General features: G+C 66.4%; 10 protein-coding genes. 3 read left to right on the top strand and 7 right to left on the bottom strand.

The features are described from left to right. Nucleotides 1-164 precede the first annotated feature (164 nt). The 4 genes from AC3A6X_RS05000 to bcsA form a co-directional block, all read right to left on the bottom strand. Nucleotides 165-3,128 (bottom strand): cellulose biosynthesis protein BcsC, encoded by a 2,964-nt coding sequence (locus AC3A6X_RS05000; protein ID WP_487841117.1) that lies wholly within the window; start codon nt 3,126-3,128, stop codon nt 165-167. Nucleotides 3,129-3,208: 80 nt separating this feature from the next. After that, nucleotides 3,209-4,417, bottom strand: coding sequence for a cellulose synthase complex periplasmic endoglucanase BcsZ (bcsZ, locus tag AC3A6X_RS04995; RefSeq protein WP_487841116.1), 1,209 nt, complete (start codon nt 4,415-4,417; stop codon nt 3,209-3,211). 23 nt (nt 4,418-4,440) lie between these two features. Then, a complete protein-coding gene (bcsB, locus tag AC3A6X_RS04990; protein ID WP_487841115.1) occupies nt 4,441-6,735 on the bottom strand; it encodes a cellulose biosynthesis cyclic di-GMP-binding regulatory protein BcsB in 2,295 nt (764 codons plus the stop codon). After that, complete coding sequence (gene bcsA / locus AC3A6X_RS04985) at nt 6,735-8,906, bottom strand: UDP-forming cellulose synthase catalytic subunit (protein WP_487841114.1); 2,172 nt, start codon at nt 8,904-8,906, stop codon at nt 6,735-6,737. Before bcsA ends, bcsB begins: the two co-directional genes overlap by 1 nt. Before the next feature lie 385 nt (nt 8,907-9,291). Between bcsA and AC3A6X_RS04980 the strand changes: the two genes are divergently transcribed. The 3 genes from AC3A6X_RS04980 (at nt 9,292) to AC3A6X_RS04970 (ending at nt 16,307) form a co-directional block, all read left to right on the top strand. After that, nucleotides 9,292-10,374 carry a TRAP transporter substrate-binding protein gene (locus AC3A6X_RS04980; protein ID WP_487841113.1) on the top strand — a complete coding sequence of 361 codons (1,083 nt, stop codon included), beginning with the start codon at nt 9,292-9,294 and terminating at the stop codon, nt 10,372-10,374. After that, complete coding sequence (locus AC3A6X_RS04975) at nt 10,371-13,406, top strand: bifunctional diguanylate cyclase/phosphodiesterase (protein WP_487841112.1); 3,036 nt, start codon at nt 10,371-10,373, stop codon at nt 13,404-13,406. Before AC3A6X_RS04980 ends, AC3A6X_RS04975 begins: the two co-directional genes overlap by 4 nt. 186 nt (nt 13,407-13,592) lie before the next feature. Next, on the top strand, nt 13,593-16,307 hold the full coding sequence (locus tag AC3A6X_RS04970; protein ID WP_487841111.1) for a sensor domain-containing diguanylate cyclase: 2,715 nt from the start codon (nt 13,593-13,595) through the stop codon (nt 16,305-16,307). Between the two features lie 154 nt (nt 16,308-16,461). Here the strand turns inward: AC3A6X_RS04970 and AC3A6X_RS04965 are convergent, their stop codons facing one another. The 3 genes from AC3A6X_RS04965 to AC3A6X_RS04955 all read right to left on the bottom strand — a co-directional run. Next, the gene (locus AC3A6X_RS04965; protein ID WP_487841110.1) at nt 16,462-17,037 is read right to left on the bottom strand and encodes a flavin reductase family protein; all 576 of its coding nucleotides are present in this window, start codon (nt 17,035-17,037) and stop codon (nt 16,462-16,464) included. Nucleotides 17,038-17,232: 195 nt separating this feature from the next. Beyond that, nucleotides 17,233-18,762: a UxaA family hydrolase gene (locus AC3A6X_RS04960; protein WP_487841109.1), complete on the bottom strand. Its 1,530-nt coding sequence runs from the start codon at nt 18,760-18,762 to the stop codon at nt 17,233-17,235. An 11-nt stretch (nt 18,763-18,773) separates the two neighbouring features. Next, nucleotides 18,774-19,664, bottom strand: an 891-nt coding sequence (locus AC3A6X_RS04955) for a tripartite tricarboxylate transporter substrate binding protein (protein WP_487841108.1), incomplete at its 5' end; no start/stop codon positions are given.

Here is a 19,664-nt window from a genome sequence, read left to right as displayed (position 1 = left end):
AGGTCGATCGCCAGCACCGAGACCGGCCATGGGCCCTTGCGCGAAAGCCGATTGAGCTCTTCCATGCAGTAGGGGTTGCGCGTCGCAATCATGCACGCGCTGGGGTGCGCCGTCTCTCTGTCTCTCTCTCTCGAGCTGCCCGTGACCCGCTTCTTCGCCCAGACCTACAGCAGCGGCGTGTACGGCGAGCTGAAGGGCTTGAGCGTCGTGCTGCCGGCCGGGACGTTCTGAGATCCGGAACTGCCGAACACGTAGCGCAAGTAGGCGTTGCCGCTGACCTGCCGGTAGTCGCGCGCATTGTTGAAGCCGAGCGCGCCGCCCAGATAGAGCTGCGGCGCGATCTGATATTCGACGATCGCAGCGAAGTTGTACGCAAGCCCCGTGCGTCGCGTGCCGGCAAGCGTGGTGAAAGCCGCCGTGCCGCTTGCGGGAAGTGAAGGAACAGGATCTTCCCTGAAGGACTGCACGCCGATCGATGCGTTCAGCCGCCACGTCATCCGCCCATCGCGTCCGCTCCAATCGAGTGGCAAGGTCAGGCTGGCGTAGCGCTGCGGGCTGAAGTAGCCGCCTTGGCCGTAGGTGAACTGGCTGAGGTTCTTGTCGTAGGAGAGCAGGTCCAGGTTCGCTCCCACAGTGAGCGAGGAGCTCGCGCTGCGCGAGAGGGGTAGGTACACGCCGCCGCCGAGTTCGTAGCGGCTGTTGGTCGTCACATCCCTGCCGGTGATCGAATGGGCCGAGCCGTAGCCGTAGATGCCCCAAGCCCCGAGATCCCGGCCGAGGTCGAGTCGGCCGCCGCTGGCGACCGCGCCGCCCCAACGGACGCCGGTGCGCGGGTCGCGCGTGCCGGCAAAGGACAGCAGGCTGTCGGTCACGGGACGGCGCGACAGATCCGCCTTCAACGAGACGTGGTCGGCGAGCTGAGCCCTGTAGGTGAGATTGCCGATGACGTTGGTTTCGGCAAAGCCCAGCGGCGTGGTCCCGATGCTGGCATCGAGGCTCGGGCTTTCGTAGCCGACGCTGAGCCCGACCCCGCGCGCAGTTTGCGAGCCTGGTGCTGCAACGGCCCCTGTCGACTGGAGCTGCGCCGCCTGCACGCCGCCGCCGAAGCGGCTCGCGGTCGCGAGATCGGGTGCAAGCGTGCCGGCATCGAGCTCGGTTGGTGTCGCGCCCAGGACGAGCCGGCCCGCGCCCAGAGGAAGGCGCGCCTCGATGGCTATCTGCTTGTCCGACAACCGGCCGAGACCGGGCTCGCCGCCGCGGCGGCGATACACGCCGCCGGCAGCGAGCGCAGGGTTGCCCGCCGCCACATCGCCCCCGACGGCCACCCGAGCACCAGCCTGCCGCGCGTCGTAGCCGGTGCGCAGGGCTTCAAAATCCTTGCGCTGTGCGCCCGTCATGTCGGCCGTCCGCAGCTGCTCCAGCACCGCGGCCAGCTCGGCATCCTGATTCGTCTTGAACAGGAGCGAGGCATGCTGCAAGCGGTCGGCGACGGATGATGGCTCCCCGTTCGAAGCCAGTTGGCGGCCCAGGCTCAACGCGCGTGCCGTGTCGCCCGCATCGGCGTAGGCGAGCGCGAGCGGGCCGAACGCGTCGCGCGGAATGTCGCTGCCGAGCGTCGACTCCGTGCGTGCAAGCAGGTCGCGTGCTGCGTCGGCTTGGCCTTGGGACAGCAAGTCCCGAGCGCGCTGCGCCTGTTCCAGTGCCCACAGTCGGCGCTGCAGTTGCATCATCTCCGGCCTGCGCGATGCGGCGGGTATGTGTTCGAGGTATTGCAGGCCTCCAGCTCGGTCGCCCGCATCCGCCGCCAGCAGCGCGCGCGTGTACAGGTCATCCGGCGTGCCGCGCTGCGAGGCGGGAACGCTTTCCATCACCTGGCGCGCCCGCGCCTCCAGACCTTGACGTCGATAGACGAGCGCAAGGTCGTGGCGAATCCAGGAACTGTCCAGGTTGCTGCCGAGCGCGTCTTCGAGCGTGCGCTGGGCCCCGGCGAGATCGCCCGCCTCACCTTGCCGCCGCGCCTGTGCGCGGGCGAGCTCGCCGGCTTCCAGCCGCAGATCGGCCAGCGCGTTCCGGGCGGCGCTTTCCCGCGGCTCGAGCCGCACCGCGCGCTCCAGCAGGCTGCGCGCGGCGCTCGGATCGTTCCTGTCGCGTGCGGCGCCGGCTTGGCTGACCAGGTTCCAGTAGGTGGCGCTCCGCAGCGCCGAAGCCCACTTCCTCGCGCCGGCCTTCGAAGCCTGCTCCAACAGCGCCTGGGCCTGCGCGAAACGCTTCTGGCGTAGCCGCACGAGACCGAGTCCGCCCTGCGCATCGGCGTTGCCGGGTTGCAGCCGCAGCACCTCGCTAAAGCGCCGCTCCGCGCCCGGCACGTCGCCACGGTCGAGGGCAGCGAAGGCGGGGCCCAAGCGGTCGGCGACCGCTGGCCTCGCATCGACGGGACGGGTCGCGGCAAGCGCCTGGAGGCGTTGCGCTACGGCCGGATCGGACTGCGTCGCGAGATAGTCGCGGTAGAGCGCTGCATCGGCGGCGCGCGCGTCGAGCCAAAGCAGCGCTTGGCGCCAACTGGCGCGCGCCGCGGTCGCGGTGGCAGCTTGCTTGGACAGATCGACCAGGCTGCGGATGCCCTCGCGCCGCGTCGGCTCCCGGTAGGTCTGCAACTGCGCCAGCGCGAGCTTGTAGTCGGGATGGTCCGGCTTGTCCTTCACGAGCGACTCGAGGCCCAGGCGGGCCTCGTCCCAGCCTCCGGGACTGGCTCCGACCAATTGGTAGAACTCGAGCGCGAGCGGTTCCGGCGGGGGGCGGTTGTTGAAGATCGTGCGATACATCTGCACCGCCTCGGCCGTGCGCCCCGCGCGTGCGGCCGAACGCGCGAGTTGCAGGTCGGTGGCCTGTGCGCCGGATTGCCGGCTGCGTGCTTCGAACTGGATGGCCCTCGGGTCGCCGGGGTGCGCCGCGACCAAGCGTGCGATCCAGGCGCGCGCCGCTTCGGCGTTGCCGCGCGCCAGTTCGACCTGCGACATGCCGTAGAGGGCATCGGCCGATCGGGGGTCCGCACTGAGCAGCTTGCGCCAGCTCGCCTCGGCGAGTTCGAAGCGGCCGAGGCTTTGCCAATAGATGCCCTGTTCGGCCAAGGCAGTCCGTGCATCGCCCTGGGCTGCCGCCAGCCCTGCTGCGCCGAGGGCGCTGCAGGCGGCGAGGCACGCCAGCCGCGTCAGGCGAGCTGCGCGGCAGGGCACAGAAGTCTCCAATTCGGCAGCAGCTGGCCGCCCTTGCCGAAGGCGTAGCGACCATCAAGCCAGGCTTGCCCGAACAGCAGCAGCATGCGCTCGTAGTAGGGCAGCGGCGCCAAGGCGGGCTGGGCCGGACTGGGCGCCCGGTCCCGAATGCGCGCGATCTGCGCGGCGAGCGGGCGTTGCAAGCCTTGTGCCTTGAGGTAGGGCAGAAGCGCACCCGCAAAGCCGACCGGCGCGGTGCCGCGTGCCGCCCCGGTGGCGGTGTCGACGTATTCGGGGAGCGGCCTTCTCTCCTGGAGCACGGTCCGGGGGCCGTGCAAGGATTTCAGCAGCGGCGCGCGCGCCGGGTCCTGGGCGTGCAGCATGCCGGCCCACAGGTAGACGCGAATGGCGTCATAGCTCCCCACGGTCCCCTGCTCGGGGTCGGCCGTGAAGGCCCTTTCCTTCTCGGCCCAGGCACACCAGTCGGGTGCGAAGCCGCGCGGCGCGACGGCGCCCAGCATGCGCACGGTGTTGTCCGCGATCTCGCGCCAAGGTCCCTGCGCGTCTTCGTGCTGAAACCGGCGCAGCAGCTGCAGGGGCAGGTAGCTCGGATTGAGACGCCATAGCGGCCCGCCCGCGATCGCCCGCGGCCAGGGCAGCAGCATCCCGCCGAGTCCCGGCAGCAGGACGACCTCTTCGCGCGCGGCCGTCGAGAGCACGCTGCGCCCGAGCGCCCTGTAGCTCGTCTCGTCCCAGAGGCGCCCGGCCTCGAGCAGCGCATAGGCGATCCACAGGTCCGAGTCGGACGCCGCATTGTGGTCGAGCACGCCCCAGCTTCCATCGGGCTTGCGGCCCCATCGCCATGCCGGCAGCCGCTCGCCAAGCCGGCCGGCCGCGAGGTTGGCGTCGGTCCATCGGAGGACCCGAGCGAAGGTGGCGCGGTCGTTGTGAACCAGGGCGAGAAACAGGCCATAGGACTGGCCCTCCGAGGTCGAGTGTTGCTGCGGCGTGTCGAAGTCGATGATGCGGCCATCACGCTGGACATGGCGCTCCACGAAGCTGGTCCAATCTGCGGTGGCGAGGCACGCGCTGGAGGATGAATGCACGAGCGACGGCACGCAAACAGCAAGTGGGGACAGCGAGAGCGCCGCGAGAAAGCAACGGCGTTCGCAACGCACGAGGCCCGGGGGTTGAGGGATGGTCATCGGTGAGTCAAGACGGCCACCCGCTAGCGCAGCCTTCGGTGCGCGCGCAGCTGCAGGCTGAGGTAGGCCGCGGCGGCACCGATGAAGGCCAGTGCGACGATCAGGGCGGCCAGCAGCAATGGGCTGCGCGAAAGATTCCACTGCAGCCAGGCCATGAGCGGCAGATGCCCGACGTAGTAGGTCTCGCCCGCGAGCAGGCTGTGCACCTGTGCGTCTCGCACGATCGACGTGCTGCCCTGGATTCCCTTGAGGAGCTCGGGCGACATCAACGCATTCAGGAGCGCCTGGTAGGAGTTCGCGTCCTCGACCACCGCCACCACGCTGCGCCCCGGCCGGAGCGGCGACTGGAAGCCCGACAGCACGGCATCGCTGCCGTCGTACGCGACGGTCATCTGCGTGCTGGACGGCAGGTCTTCCCGCTGGCGCGTGCCGGCGACGAACTTCAGGGTCTCGTCAACCCACGTTCCCAGGCGGAACGCCTGCGCGCCCTCGCTGCGCTTCAGCGGCATGCGCTCGGCCCATTGCGCGAAGAGCGGCTGGTTCTGCAAACTGCCGATGACCAGCAGGTCCTTGTCCGCCCATTGCGATAGCCTCGACGCACCACCGACGGTGACCCGAAGTGCCGGATAGCCGGTTGCGTTGCCGAGTTGCCCCATCAGCGCGAGGTAGGTCTCCGTGTCCGACGTTGTCGGCTGCTCTGGCAGCACCACGGCGGTCTCGGCGAGATCGGCAAGACGTGTGAAAGGGAAGCCGCCGTTGGCGAAGGTCGCCAGCTCCGGCATCGCCAGATAGTGCGGGAGCCCCGAGATGTCAAGGGTCGAGTTGGCCTCGATGCCGGCGCGCACGTTGTCGAGCAGGGGGGTGCACGGGCCTGCCGCGGGTTCGAAGTGGTAGTGCATGCGCAATTGGTTGCGCGAGCCGAGCGCGAGCGGCGGCAGAAAGATCTTCTTGCGCTCGCCGAGCGACCCGTCCGGCAGCAGCCGCTGCGCGAGCGGGTTCCACCAGCGCTCATTGGCGGGATTCGCTGCCTTCAGCGGCAGGGAGCCGACGAAGGTCTCGCCGAGGCTGAGGTTCAGCGTCGACTGGTCCGCGCGCACGCGCGGCGTGTAGCGGTAGCCCAGATCGAGCGGAATGCCGCGGGCGCGCCAGGCGAACAGATCGGGCGGCAAGCGCAGGTTGACTTTGACCACGTCCGGCGTGTAGCCGGCCACCGTGAGATCGTCCGCCGCCGCCAGTTCGCCAAGCTGCACCGGCCGGTCGCTCGCAATCCAGCGCGGGGCGTCGTAGGCGCGGCGTGCGGCGGGCGCCGCGAAGTTGGAGATGACGGCCGCGGCCCCGGCGAGGGCCCGGCTGTTGAGCGCCAGCGCCGAACTCGCAGTGCGCAGCTCTGCAGGGGTTCGGCCCATGACGAGCAGCAGCTTGTGCGTCGCATCGCCAGGGTGGTCGACGACGGCGAGCGTCGGCCCGCCGATCGAAGGGAGCGCGAGACCGGCAATGGTCGTATCGGGCAGGGCGAACACCACCGCATGCGCGCCCGTCGGGAGCGCCCCGCGTGACACCGGAAAGACGGCCCCACGGTAGTCCGCGAGCGCGCCGAACCACGAGGACACGACGCCCGCGGCCTCGAGCGTGGAGAATGGCGCGGCGCTGTCGAAGACGAAGGGCAGGCTGAGCCTGCGAACATCGCGCGTGTCGAAGAAAGGCAGCGGCAGTGTCGCGAGGTCGGCGTTCAATCTGAATGGCTCGACGGTGAGGCGCAGCTTGCTCGACGCATCCACCTTGGCCCACAAGCTCGTGTGCGCCGGATCCTCGCACCCACGTGCATAGTGGCCGATCAATTCGATATTGATGCGGTTGAAGTCGGTGATCAGGCGTCGGTCGATCGGAATGACGGCGCTCTGCGGCTTGCCCGCTTCGATGCTCGCGACCGGCAGCGTGGTCACGACCACGTCGTTGACGCTCACGTTCAGATGGGACAGCTCGGGGATGAGGGCCGGCGAATAGGAATAGTCGAGCTTGAGCGACGCGGCCGTGACCAGCTCGTCGGCGCGCACGCTGAACGGGATCCCCACCGTGGCGCTGGTGCCGCGCAGGGTGACGGCGTAGTCGACGCCCAACTGGACAAGGTTCATTTCGCGAACAGCGGCGCCCTGGGCGCCTGCGTCCCGGGTGCTGGCGGGCGCCGCGGAGGCGCCCCCCGGCACGGCGCTTGCGGCAGCTGGGTTGGAGGGCTCGCGCAGTGCCTGCGCGGAGCCCTCGCCGCAGGCGAGCGAGGCGAGCAAGAACGACACGACCCAGGCCCGATGGCTCGCCAGCATCAGCTGGATCCTCCGCTGCGAGAGCTGTCTGTGGCGGCCGCCGGAGGGCGCAGCCTGCGCGCAACGGCACGACCGTAGTGTGAAAACATGTCCCTGAACCCAACGGCGCTGATGCGCGCGATGTGAGCGAGTACCCGATGTGCCCCGATCCGGGGATGCTTGCCCCAGCGCTCGGACCAGATGTCGGGTCGCGCGATCGTGCACTGCACGAGCGCATGCTCCTGCGCCAGCGTCAGCGCCTCGAAGCGCACTCCCATGCGCTTGCCGCGGCTGAAGCGGACCGTGGCGGGAAAGCGGTGTTCGATCTCGCCGTCGTACAGCGACACTTCCAGCGGCAAGGCATTTGCGTACCGTGCCTCGACCGGAAGATCGATGCCCAGGCCACTGCTGGAAAAATCGAAGGTGTGGCAGGCAAGCGATGGCTTGCCGGGGAAATGCAGCGTCGCGGGCATCCGCAAGTCGACCCGGTGCGCTGCCCTCATCTGGCGCGACTCGTTGGCCGCGGCGACGCAGGCCCCGAGGATCACGAGGTTGTAGAGCGTCCATGAAAGGTTCAGCCAGACGGTGGCGATGCGCTCTTCATCGACCCAGGTCAGGCGCCAAAGGCCGAAGCCCACGCCGATGCAATTGAGCAGCAGCAGGAGCAGGCTGGCCTTGGCGATCTGGGTGTCGAAGTACTGCCTCTCGATCAACCCGCCCTTTGCCGTGACGTTGAAGGCACCCAGCTTGGGGTTGATCAGCGCCACCAGTGTCGGGCGGAAGATGTGCCAGGCCAGCACCGCTTCGTAGACCTCGTTCCAGAACAGGTAGCGAAAGCGCCCCTGGATGCGGCTGTTCGTCAGGTTGGCGTGGAAGATGTGCGGCAATGCGTACGCGAAGATCATCGCGGCGGAGGCGTGGATCACGCTGGCGCCGAACACGAGATAGGCCAGCGGCGCCGTAAGGTAGATGAGCCGCGGCAAGCCATAGAGGAAGTGCAGCATCGCATTGAGGTAGCACAGGCGCTGTGCCCAGCTCAGCCCGCGGCCCAGCAACGGGTTGTCGGTGCGGAAGATCTGGGTCATGCCGCGCGCCCACCGGATGCGCTGGCCGACATGGCCAGACAGGCTTTCGGTAGCCAGGCCGGCCGCCTGCGGGAGCGCCAGGTACGCGGTGTTGTAGCCGGCCCGATGCATCTTGAGCGCCGTATGCGCGTCCTCGGTCACCGTTTCCACCGCGATGCCGCCGATCTCCTCGCAGATGGTGCGCCGAAGCACGGCGCATGAGCCGCAGAAGAAGGTTGCATTCCAGAGGTCGTTGCCGTCCTGGATCAGGCCGTAGAACAACTCGCCCTCGTTCGGCACCGTGCCGAAGGTGTCGAGATTCTTCTCGAACGGATCCGCCGAGTAGAAGTGGTGCGGCGTCTGCACCATCCCGAGCTTCGGATCGCGCCCAAACCAGCCCATCGTGACCTGGAGGAAGGAGCGCGTGGGCGTGTGATCGCAATCGAAGATGGCGATGAACTCGCCGCCCGTGTTCTTCAGCGCCGCGTTGATGTTGCCGGCCTTGGCGTGCCGGTTGTTGTCACGCGTGACATGCGTCACGCCCACCTGCTCGCAGAACTCCCGGAACTGCTCGCGGCGCCCGTCGTCAAGCACGAAGATCCTGATCTTGTCGCGGGGCCAGTCGATCGACATCGCGGCCAGCACGGTTGGACGAACCACCGCGAGCGGTTCGTTGTACGTGGGAATCAGGACGTCGACCGTGGGCCACAGCGCCCGGTCGGCGGGCAGGGGCAGCGGCTTGCGCTCGAGCGGCCAGGCGGTCTGGACATAGCCGAGCAGCAACACGACGAACGCATAGATCTCCGCCATCAGCAGCCCCGACGCCAGCACGAGATCCAGCACATTGCTCATGTACATCGTCTCGGTGATTCGCCAGTACAGGTAACGCGACGAGACCACGACCGACAGGAAGATCAGCGCCAGCGTGGGCAGTCGGCCCGGAAGCCGATTGAGGACCAGGGCCGCGACGAAGATCGTGACCGACAGCGTGAGCTGCTGGTGCAGGGTCATCGGCGTGATGATCAGCATCGGCAGCGCAACCAGCGTGATCGCCCAGGCCACGCCGCGCAACACCGTGTGCCCCGCGGCAGCACCGCCCGTGCGCTGCTGTCGCCCGTTCTCGCTCACCGGATGACCACGGGCACTGCCGCCGCCTTGCGGTGAGCGGCGAACCGATCCGGCCCCATGACGCCATCACGGCGCTTGGGGTGAGGGTGGAGCACTTTGTCTTTCATCGGACCTTGCGCGATTGTGGCGGCGAGACCTTTCATTGACAACACGCGAGCGCCATGCTGTCGCGCAAATGCGATCATCAAGCGCGGCCGGTGAGCAGAAAGGACCCATACGCTTCGGAAAGATCGTAGGAGAGACGCTACACCTGGTGTCGGTCCCGACGCCGAGGCAGAGTCAATGCACATGCATGAGGCCGTTGCAATACACCTGTGCAAGAAAATGCACGCGGTCCTGCAAGAAGGGCTGGTCACAGGGGCTCGAATTGCACCATCATTTCGCCATGGCCCTACGCAACGGCACGCTCTACCTACGATGCACGCTTTTGGTTTACTTCGGCGCGCTGGGGCTGAGCCTCGCGCCGGCGAGCGCTGTCGCGCAGGCTGCATCTGCGCAGCGGCTTCGCGTCGTCGGCGGCCTCGCCAGCGTGAGCCAATACACGCTGCACGAAGAGCCCTTCTGGAACCAGGAGCTGGCCCGCCTGAGCGGCGGCAAGTACAGCGCAAGCATCGTTCCGTTCAACCGGGCGGGTGTTCCCGGGCCGGAGATGCTCAACCTCATGAAGCTTGGGGTGGTCCCATTCGGCACGGCGCTGCTGAGCCAGATCTCCAACGACCATCCCGAGTTGGGGGCGCCGGACCTGGCGGGCCTGAATCCGGACATGCCATCGCTGCGGCGTGTCGTCGGCGCATTCCGTCCGTATCTTGAGCGCACCTTGCGCGAACGCCACGACGTGGAGCTGCTCGCGATCTATGTCTATCCGGCGCAGGTTGTCTTCTGCAAGCAGCAGATGAAGCATTTGCCCGACCTGGCGGGCCGGCGCATCCGCGTCTCGGGTGCCGCGCAGGCCGACTTCGTCCGGGCGCTGAACGGCACGCCGGTCTTCACCGAGTTCGCGGAACTCATGTCGAACATGAACTCGGGCAACACGGACTGCGCGATCACCGGCGCGATGTCCGGCAACACCCTGGGGCTGCATCGCGTCACCAGTTCGATCTACACGATGCCCATCAACTGGGGGCTTGCGATTTTCGGCGCGAACAAGGAGGCCTGGACTGCGCTGCCGGCGGATCTGAAAACGCTGTTGCGAAGCGAGCTTCCGAAGCTCGAGGCCGCTGTCTGGACCGAGTCGGAGCGCGAGACCAGTGAGGGAGTGGCGTGCAACACCGGCGCCCCCGCATGCACACGCGACAGGAAGGGCGCGATGGTCGAGGCGCGTCCCTCCGCAGAAGATCAACGGCGCGGGCGGGAGATCTTCGCGACGAAGGTATTGGCCGGGTGGCTGCAGCGCTGCGGCTCCCTCTGCGCGCAGGTATGGACACAGACCGTCGCACCGGTGACGGGAATCAAGGCACCGGCACAGTGAACAGGCGCCTGCCCCGCCGCACGACCGCATTCATCTACGGGGTGGCGACGCTGTTTCTCATCGGGATCCTTTCGAGCGCCACCGTCATGACGTGGGAACTTCGCAAGAAGGCGATGTCCGACAGCGAGAGCCTGGCGATGCGATTTGTGAGCGGATCGGAAGCCGCGCTCAATCGCGGCCTGCTCGGCATCGATATGCTCCTCGCCGTCCAGGGGCAGGTTCTGCAATCGTCCACCGCAGCAACGGTGGCGGCGGACGCACTCAGACCCGACGCCCTGCAGCTGCTGGATGCGGTCGTGCGTCAGAACCTGCTGGTGCGGCACGTGGCCCTTCTGCGGCCGGACGGCGCCCTGCTGTCGTCTTCCGATCGACGGCGAGACAAGCTGGCGGTGCACATGCCGCCTGAGTTCCTGGAGCGCGTTGCGGCACAGTCCGTCTCGACGTTGGCCATCAGCACGCCGGCGGTCAGCGAGTCCAGCTCGCAGAAGGTGCTCTACTTTGCACGCAGCGTTCGGCTTTCCGACGGCAGCAAGATCGTGGCCGTGGCGGAAGTGCCAATTCCCTTGCTGATCACGATCCTCGCGCAGGGCACCGACATCAAAGGGCTGCAGATCACGCTGGAGCGCGATGCCGGGCCGTTGCTGGCCAGCGTGCCAGCGCGCGAGGATCTCTCGGGTGGGGCCATCCTGCCGGCACTGAGCGAGCAGACGAGCGACGGGCGCGCCATGCGAATGGCCGCGCGCCTGAGCGGCGAGCCAGCCATTGTGGTGGCGCGCCCCACGCTGCACCGGAATCTGCTGATCGTCGCGAGCATCCCGCTCAGTTTCGTGCTGGAAGACTGGCGCATGCAGCGCCTGTTCATCCTCGGAACGGCGCTGGCCTTTGCGCTGTTGATCCTGCTGGTCAGTTGCTTCGCTCACCTCCAACTGCGGCGCCAATGGCGCTCCCGGGTCGAGCTGGTTCGCTCCAAATCGACATTGGACCAGGCGCTGGAGTCCATGGTGGACGGCTTCGCGCTACTCGATTCGCAGGATCGCATCGTGACTTGGAACCGGCGCTTCCTCGAGATCTTTCCCTGCGCCGAGGTGACGATCGCTTCGGGCCTGCCCATTCAGCGCGTCATCGACCAGACGGCAGCGCACCTGGGCCGCGGGGCTGCCGATGGCCAGCGCCATGCCGGGGACCCCGCGGCGCCGGCACTGCCCAGCGGGGCGCAGGGCGAACACGAGATCGTCCTGCCCAGCGGCCAGATCATTGTCTGCATCAGAAGCCGCACACCCGACGGCGGGCTCGTGTGTGTGTATCGCGACGTCACCGAGAAAAGGCGACATACCGCCGCCATCGTGGAAAGCAAGGCGCAGTTGCAGGCGACACTGGATGCGTTGCCAGACCTGCTGCTGGAGGCCGGACTGGATGGGCGTTGCCATCTGTTCCATGCGTCGCGCGCCATGCCCTCCGTCGTCGAAGCCCAGGACCCCGTCGGCAGGCTGCTGGGCGAGCTCCTGCCCGCACAGGGCGCGGCGGAGGTGATGGCAGCGCTTCACGAAGCCCATGCCGTGGGCTTTTCACGAGGCCGCCAGTTCGAGCGTCCCGCCGCGCAAGGAGCGACATGGTTCGAAATCTCGGCGTCGCGCAAGTGCCTCGAAGAGGAAGCGGAACCGCGCTTCATCGTCATCCTGCGCAACATCACCGATACCAAGCTGGCAGCCCGGGAGATCGAGCACCTGGCGTTCTATGACGTTCTCACGGGCCTTCCCAATCGCCGGCTCTTGCTGAATCGGCTCGAGGGGGCCATCGACGCCAACGCACGACATGGCCGCCACGGCGCTCTGCTGTTTCTGGATCTGGACAACTTCAAACGGGTCAACGACGCCCATGGCCACGAGACCGGCAACGTCCTGCTCAAGCAGGTGGCGGCGCGGCTCAACGCCAGTACGCGCGATGGCGACACGCTTGCCCGGCTCGGCGGCGACGAGTTCGTGATGATGCTGCAAGGCCTTGGCGAAGACCCGGAGGTGGCGTTGCGGCAGACCGCGGCCGTCGGCGACACGATACTCGCCGAACTCGGCCAAACCTATCTGCTTGGCGCCCTGCAGTACCACGGCACCTGCAGCGTGGGTGCCACGCTCTTCGACGGCCAGCAGCAGTCGCTCGAAGCCCTGCTGAAGCAGGCCGACATTGCCATGTACTACGCCAAGACCGCCGGCGGCAACGCCATGCGCTTCTTCGAGGCGGCGATGCAGGCCACGATCACGGCTCGCGCGACGCTCGAAAGCGAGTTGCGCTGCGCGCTGGCGGACGATCAATTCCTGCTGCACTACCAGAGCCAGGTGACATCGGCAGGCCAGATCGTGGGCGCGGAGGTCCTGCTGCGGTGGCAGCACCCGGCGCGAGGCATGGTGCCGCCCCTCGACTTCATCGGCCTGGCCGAAGAGACCGGGCTGATCGTGCCGTTGGGCCTGTGGGTTCTGGAGGCTGCGTGCCAGCGGCTGGAGCGCTGGAGTCACCACCCGGGGAGCCGAGACTTGGAGCTGGCGGTCAACGTCAGTGCGCGGCAGTTCCGCGAAAGCGATTTCGTGCAGCAGGTCCGGGAGGTGCTCAGCCGAACGGGCGCCGACCCGAGGCGACTCAAGCTCGAACTGACCGAAAGCCTCGTGCAGGACAACGTGGCAGACACCATCGAGAAAATGAAATCGCTCGCTGCGATGGGCGTGCGCTTCTCGCTGGACGATTTCGGCACCGGCTATTCGTCGCTGTCCTACATGACGCAGCTCCCGCTGAACCAGATCAAGGTCGACAAGTCCTTCGTCCAGAATATCGGCGTCGATCCCAAGGTCGAACTGATCATCCAGACCATCATCGGCATGGCGCGCAACCTGGAGCTGGAGGTCGTGGCCGAAGGCGTTGAGACGCAGCAGCAACTCGGCTTTCTCGAGAAGCATCGCTGCACGCTGTTCCAGGGCTATCTGTTCAGCAAGCCGGTGCCGCTGCCGGAATTCGAAGCCCAGCTCGATCTCGAGATGGTTGGGTGACCTCAGACCGGCCGCGGGCCGATTTACGACAGGAGCCGCTTCGGCCGCCGGCGCGGCCGTAGCCTATCAAGGAGCTCAGAACTTGATGCTACTTTGCGTGGGGATCCGAAGCCGTCGTCGGGCACCCGACGGGATCTACATGAGCATGAGCATGAGCATGAGCATGAGCATGAAGTCTTCGCGCGTATGAACATGCGCATCAGCCTGAACACGCGCCTGAGCCTCGGCGTCGTTGCGGTGGTCCTCGCAGCTACGCTGGCGGTCGCCACGGTCGCATTGCACCTGGTCAAATTCGGCATGCAGTCGTCGATTGCGAGCGAGCAGTTCGCTCGCGTCACTGCGATCGCCGATGCGGTGGACCAGAAGTTCGTCAGCCGCCGAACGCTGCTGAAAACCCTCGCCGAGAGCATGCGGTCGCAGGCCTTCGCCGATCCCGAGGCCCTGCAGGCCTTTCTCGGAGAACACGCATCGCTGCGGGAAGCCTTCGCCAATGTCGCGTTCTTCGACACCGACGGCCGGTTGGTTGCAAGTCTCAACGCCTCGCCTCAGATGGGACAGGTGAGTATCGCGGATCGGACGTACTTCAAGGAAACCGTCGCCTCCAAGGCGGGCCGGATTTCGCAGCCGTACAGCAACCGCCTCAACGGCCAAGCCCAGGTTGCCATCACGCAGCCGGTGCTCGACCGCGCCGGGCAACTGCGGTTCGTGATATCCGGCGCAATCAACCTGGGAGAGCGCAACTTCCTGGGCGAGCTTGCAGACATCAAGTTCGGCGCCGCCGGCTACCTTTTCATCCTCACCACCGACGGCATCGTTGTCGACCATCCTCGCAAGTCGCTCATCCTGACGCAGTTCAACGCCGATGGCGGCGAGGACAGCGAGACCGACCAGGCGCTCGCCGGTTTCGAGGGCACGGCCGAAGGGTCCAACCGGGCCGGCCTGCGGGGTCTCTATTCGTTCAAGCGCATCCAGCAGACTCCCTGGATCGTCGGCGCCCTGTATCCGCGCAGCGAAGCCTTCGCGCCGATCGAAGCCGTCACGCGGGTCGCATGGGCCGGCGCGCTGGCCCTCTCCCTGCTCGCAGGGGCACTCGGACTGGCCTTCGTGCGGCAGCAGCTCAAGCCCCTGGCCGAACTGCACCTGCACATGCGCGTGACGCAAGACGATCACGTGTCAGCCTCGCGTGCGCCGCCCACGTATGCCCATGGCGAGATCGGCGATCTGTCCCGCACCTTCGACCGGTTGATGCAGCAGCAGCGCGCCAGCGAGGCACGGCTGCGCACCATCACGGACAACATTCCAGCACTGGTCTCGCATGTGGACGCTTCCCTGCACTACACCTTCGTCAACGCGCAGATCAGGGCACTGCACGGCAGCGAAAGGCTGATCGGAAGAGCGGTGGCCGAGGTACGGGGCGCGGAGGAATTTGCCGTTGTGGAGCCTCACTACCGCCGCGCACTCGCGGGGGAGACGGTCGTCTTCGAAAAGAACGGAGACCCGGCACGCGGCCTCGGCGATCGGACCCACAAGGCCCACTTCATCCCCGACCGGGATGCGGTCGGGACGGTCCAGGGCGTCTTCGCGATGACCTTCGACATCACGGACGAAGTCAACGCCCAGAAGGCCCTGGGTGTGCAGGAGAAGCGGCTGCGAGACATCACCGACAGCATCCCCGCGCTGGTCGGGTACTTCGATCGCGGGGAGAATTGCCTCTACGGCAACAGCCGGGCGCGGCAGATGGCAGGTGTTGGCGACGGGACGCTCGAAGGCCTGACCCTGCGTTCCTCCGTGGGCGATGCGGTGTACGCGCAACACGAGCCATACCTCCCCAGCGTTCTCGCTGGAAAGCCCGTGCGCTTCCCAGTGCATGCCCCGCTGCGCGGCAAGGACGGCTACTTCCAGGTGAACCTGATCCCGGACAAGGACCTGGAGGGAAGGGTGTTGGGCTTCTACCTGATGACCTTCAACATCACGGCACTGAAGGAGGCGGAACTGCGGGTGATTGACAGCGAAACGCGCCTGCGCACGATCACGGACAACATGCCGGCGCTGATCACCTACATCGACCGCGACCAGAAGATCACCTTTGCCAATGGCACCTACCGGGAATGGCTCGGTGTGGAACCCTCCACCGTGGTGGGCAAGCACATCCAAGACATCGCCGGCCCCGATCTCTATCTCGACCGCAAGGCAACGATCGAGCGGGCGTTGGCGGGCGAGCGGGTCGAGTTCGAGGCCGAGACCAAGCACGGGGATTTCGATCGCGTCACGCACGTCATCTACGTGCCGGACATCGGCGCAGACGGGAAAATCCATGGCATCTTCTCGCTCAGCCTCGACATCACGGCGCTCAAGCAGGTGGAGCGCAAGCTGATCGAGCTTGCCCGCGTGGACACGCTCACCGGCCTTCCGAACCGGCTTGCTTTCAACGAATACCTGCCCAACGCGATCGTTCGCGCCAGGCGTGCCGGCAGCGCGCTCGCCCTGATGTTCCTCGACGTGGACCGCTTCAAGTCCATCAACGACACGCTCGGGCACGCGAGCGGTGACGAGGTGCTAGCGGAATTCGCAAGACGCCTGCATGAGAGCGTGCGAAGCTCGGACATGGTGGCGCGCCTGGCGGGTGACGAATTCGTGGTCGTGCTCGAGGACATGAACTCGGAGGATGCTGCGGCGCTGATAGCAGGCAAGATCGTCGAGGGGATTCGCGAGCCGGCGTTCCAGGTCGACGGCCAGCTGCTGGAGGTCACCAGCAGCATCGGGGTTGCCTTCAGCCGCCCTGGCGAGGGCCCGCTCACGGCGGCAGAGTTGCTGGCGCAAGCCGACGCCGCGCTCTACAACGCCAAGGCGGCGGGGCGTGATCGCTTCGCCATGGCTCGCAGTGCTGCGCATGCGGCATAGACGCAGAGCATCCCCAAATCACGGCAAGGTTTGCAAAGACCGCAAGCGCCGCTGCAGCAGATGACGTCTTCCCACTCGAGAGAACACCGCATGGCAACAACCATCGTCTCGCCACTCGCGCTGCTGGCTCCCGACGGTGTGCTGTGCGACCTGCTCACAGATTTCTTGCATCGGCGCGCCGGCCAAGCGCACCGGCTTGATCGTCGCCGAGATCGCCATCGTCCGCAGATCGGACGGGGCCGCCGAGTTCTTGCTCGAAGGTGACCATGTAGCGCCCTTCGCCAAAGGCCAACCCCTTGCGTGGCGCACGGTGGATCTTTTCCACGCGGCCAAGATAGACGACATGATCCCCGCCGGGCCATGCCGCAACCTTGACACATTCCAGATGGGCTGCACTTCCCTCGATGATCGGCATGCCACCGATACCGTCGGAGGTGGCGATTCCGGCGAACTTGTCTTCGGCCGCTTTTGCGAACTGGTTGGACACGTGCGCCTGGTCATGCGCCATGATGTTCACCACGAAGCGCTCCCCGTCACGGAATGCCGGATAGCTCCTCGAGTTCAGCGACTGGCTCCAAAGGATCAAGGGCGGGTCGAGCGAGACCGAACTGAAGGAGTTAGCAGTAATGCCATGGCGCCTACCGGTGGCATCGACGGTGGTCACCACCGTCACGCCGGTAGTGAACGCGCCGAGTGTCGTGCGAAGGTCACGGCTGTCGAAGTTGTTCATGAGATGCTCATGGCGCGATAGGTTTCGACCAGCAGAACGGTGCGGAGGATCGCGAGCGAATGAGTCATGGCGTGTGTCCATCTCTCACCGGTGATCGGAGCACCCGGGGTTCAAAGCCCGAGAAGTACGGCCCCGCCAACGCCCGCGACCATTCCTGTACCGTTTGGCCACCGTTGACATCGCCGTATTCGCGGGTTACATCTGAGCGCCGATCATCCAAGGAACGGTTTCCTCGTTGCCCACGCCTAGCTGCTCGCTCTTCGACTTTTCGCCGGACGCGACGGCCAGCATCTTCTCGAAGATTTCCCTTCCCTTTTGCTCAAGCGTGGCGTCGCCGTCCATGATGTCGCCGCAGTTGATGTCCATGTCGTCGCGCATGCGGGCATACATCGTTGAATTGGTGGCGAGCTTGATGGAGGGCGCAGGCTTCGAACCAAAGCAGGATCCGCGGCCGGTCGTGAAAGCAACCAGGTTCGCCCCACTGGCGATCTGGCCGGTAGCGCCCATCGGGTCATAGCCGGGCGCATCCATGAACACCAGCCCGCGGGCGGTGATCGGTTCCGCGTACCGATAGACCGCCATCAGGGCGGACGAGCCACTCTTTGCAACGGCGCCCAGCGACTTCTCGAGAATGGTCGTCAGTCCGCCCGCCTTGTTGCCGGGCGTCGGGTTGTTGTCGATGCTGCCCTTCTCTCGGTCGGCGTACCTTTCCCACCACTTGATCAGGTCGACGATGCCTTGGCCGACGTCGCGCGAAACCGCGCGTCGCGTGAGCAGGTGCTCTGCGCCATAGATCTCCGGGGTCTCGCTCAGGATCGCCGTGCCACCCTGGGCGACCAGCAGATCGACCGCAACGCCGAGCGCTGGATTCGCCGTAATGCCGGAGTAGCCGTCGGACCCGCCGCACTGCAGCGCGACCGTCAGGTGCGCGGCGGACACTGGCACCCTGGTGCATTGGTTGGCCGCGGGAAGCATCTGTTCTATGGCTGCAATCGCCGCGTCAGCGGTCTTGCGCGTGCCGCCCAGGTCCTGTATCACCAACGGGACGGTCGTGCGGCCGGGTTCAATTCCTTGCGCCAGGAACATGGCCCCCATCTGATTGGCTTCGCAGCCCAACCCGATGACCACGACGCCTGCGAAATTCGCATGCTTCACATAGCCGCCCAGCGTTCGGCGCAACTGATTCACCCCGTCGCCGTTGTGGTCGATGCAACAACCGAAGCTGTGCGTGACGGGAACTACGCCGTCGACGTTGGGATAGGCATCGAGCATGCCTGCCTTGGAAAAATGCTCAACGACGAGCTTAGTGACGGAAGACGAGCAATTGACAGTGCTCACCACGCCAATGAAGTTGCGCGTCGCGACCCGGCCGTCCGGCCGCCGAAAGCCCAGGAACGTTGCGCGCTCCGCGGCGGCTTCGGGTTTCCGGGCGTCGGCCCCGAAGGCGTGGTCGCGTTGGAACGCGCCCATTGCCAGGTTGTGCGTGTGCACGTGTTCGCCCCGTCGAATCGGTCGGGTAGCAAAGCCGATGATCTGCCCATATCGCCGGACCGCTTCGGACTGCTCGATATCAGCTATCGCGACCTTGTGCGCCGCCGGTATGTCGGCGCCGACGACGACGCCCGCGTACTCCGACAGGACCCTGCCGCGCGAAAGCGCGTGCCGCGCGATCGCCACGTTGTCGTTCGGATCCAGCCTGAGCGCCAGGGATTCACCAGTGATCATGAATGAATCCCTCACTCGAGCTTGACGCCGGCTTCCTTGATCACGGAAGCCCACTTGGTCATCTCGGACTTCAACGTGCTGCGGAATTCCTCGGGCGAGCTGGGCGTCAGTTCGAGTCCCTGGTCGCCGAGCTGCTTCTTCACCTCCGCGCGCGCCAGCACCTTGTGCAACGACGCGTTGATGCTATCGACCACGTCTTTGGGCATGTCGCGCGGCCCGACGATCCCGAACCAGGCGTTGCTTTCGAAGCCCGGGAGACCGGATTCGGAGACCGTAGGCACGTCGGGCATCGCGGGCGAACGCTTGGCGCTGGTGACGGCCAAGGCGCGGACCCGGCCCGCCTTCACATGCGGCACCGCGGTGGCCATCTGGTCGAACAACAGCTCGATCTGGCCGCCCATCACGTCGGTCATCGCCATTGCATTGCCCTTATAGGGGACATGCTTGATGTCGACCTTGGCCGTGCTCTTGAACAATTCGCAGGCCAGGTGCTGGGAGGTGCCGGTGCCGCCCGAGCCGCAGTTCAGGGAGCCGGGTTTGGCTTTCGCCAGCGCCACCAGTTCGCTGATGCTCTTCGCCGCAAAGTTGTTGTTGCTGACGATCATCAGGGGCGACGCGGCGAGCATGGAGATCGGCGTGAAGTCTTCAATCGGGTCGAACGGCACCTTGGCGAACAGGCTCGAGTTGGTGACGTGCGTGATGGGCACCACCATCAGCGTGTAGCCATCCGCCGGTTGCCGGGCGACGTACTGCGATCCGATGATGCCGCTCGCGCCCGCCCGGTTCTCGACGACGACAGTCTGCTTCCAGGCTTCGCCGAGCTTGACGGCCAGCACGCGAGAGAGCAAGTCGGCGGTGCCGCCCGGCGGGAACGCAGCGACGATGGTGACCGGTTTGGCCGG

Source organism: Variovorax sp. Soil_C_12, assembly GCF_057657375.1.
The sequence above is the reverse complement of the archived record's forward strand: the minus strand, read 5'-3'. Positions and strand labels throughout refer to the sequence as shown.

Excerpts from the sequence above, each read along its gene's own strand:
- AC3A6X_RS04970 (WP_487841111.1), top strand. The coding sequence starts at position 13,593 with ATGAACATGCGCATCAGCCTGAACACGCGCCTGAGCCTCGGCGTCGTT.
- AC3A6X_RS04960 (WP_487841109.1), bottom strand. The coding sequence starts at position 18,762 with ATGATCACTGGTGAATCCCTGGCGCTCAGGCTGGATCCGAACGACAAC.
- AC3A6X_RS04965 (WP_487841110.1), bottom strand. The coding sequence starts at position 17,037 with ATGAACAACTTCGACAGCCGTGACCTTCGCACGACACTCGGCGCGTTC.
- bcsZ (WP_487841116.1), bottom strand. The coding sequence starts at position 4,417 with ATGACCATCCCTCAACCCCCGGGCCTCGTGCGTTGCGAACGCCGTTGC.
- bcsB (WP_487841115.1), bottom strand. The coding sequence starts at position 6,735 with ATGCTGGCGAGCCATCGGGCCTGGGTCGTGTCGTTCTTGCTCGCCTCG.
- AC3A6X_RS04980 (WP_487841113.1), top strand. The coding sequence starts at position 9,292 with ATGGCCCTACGCAACGGCACGCTCTACCTACGATGCACGCTTTTGGTT.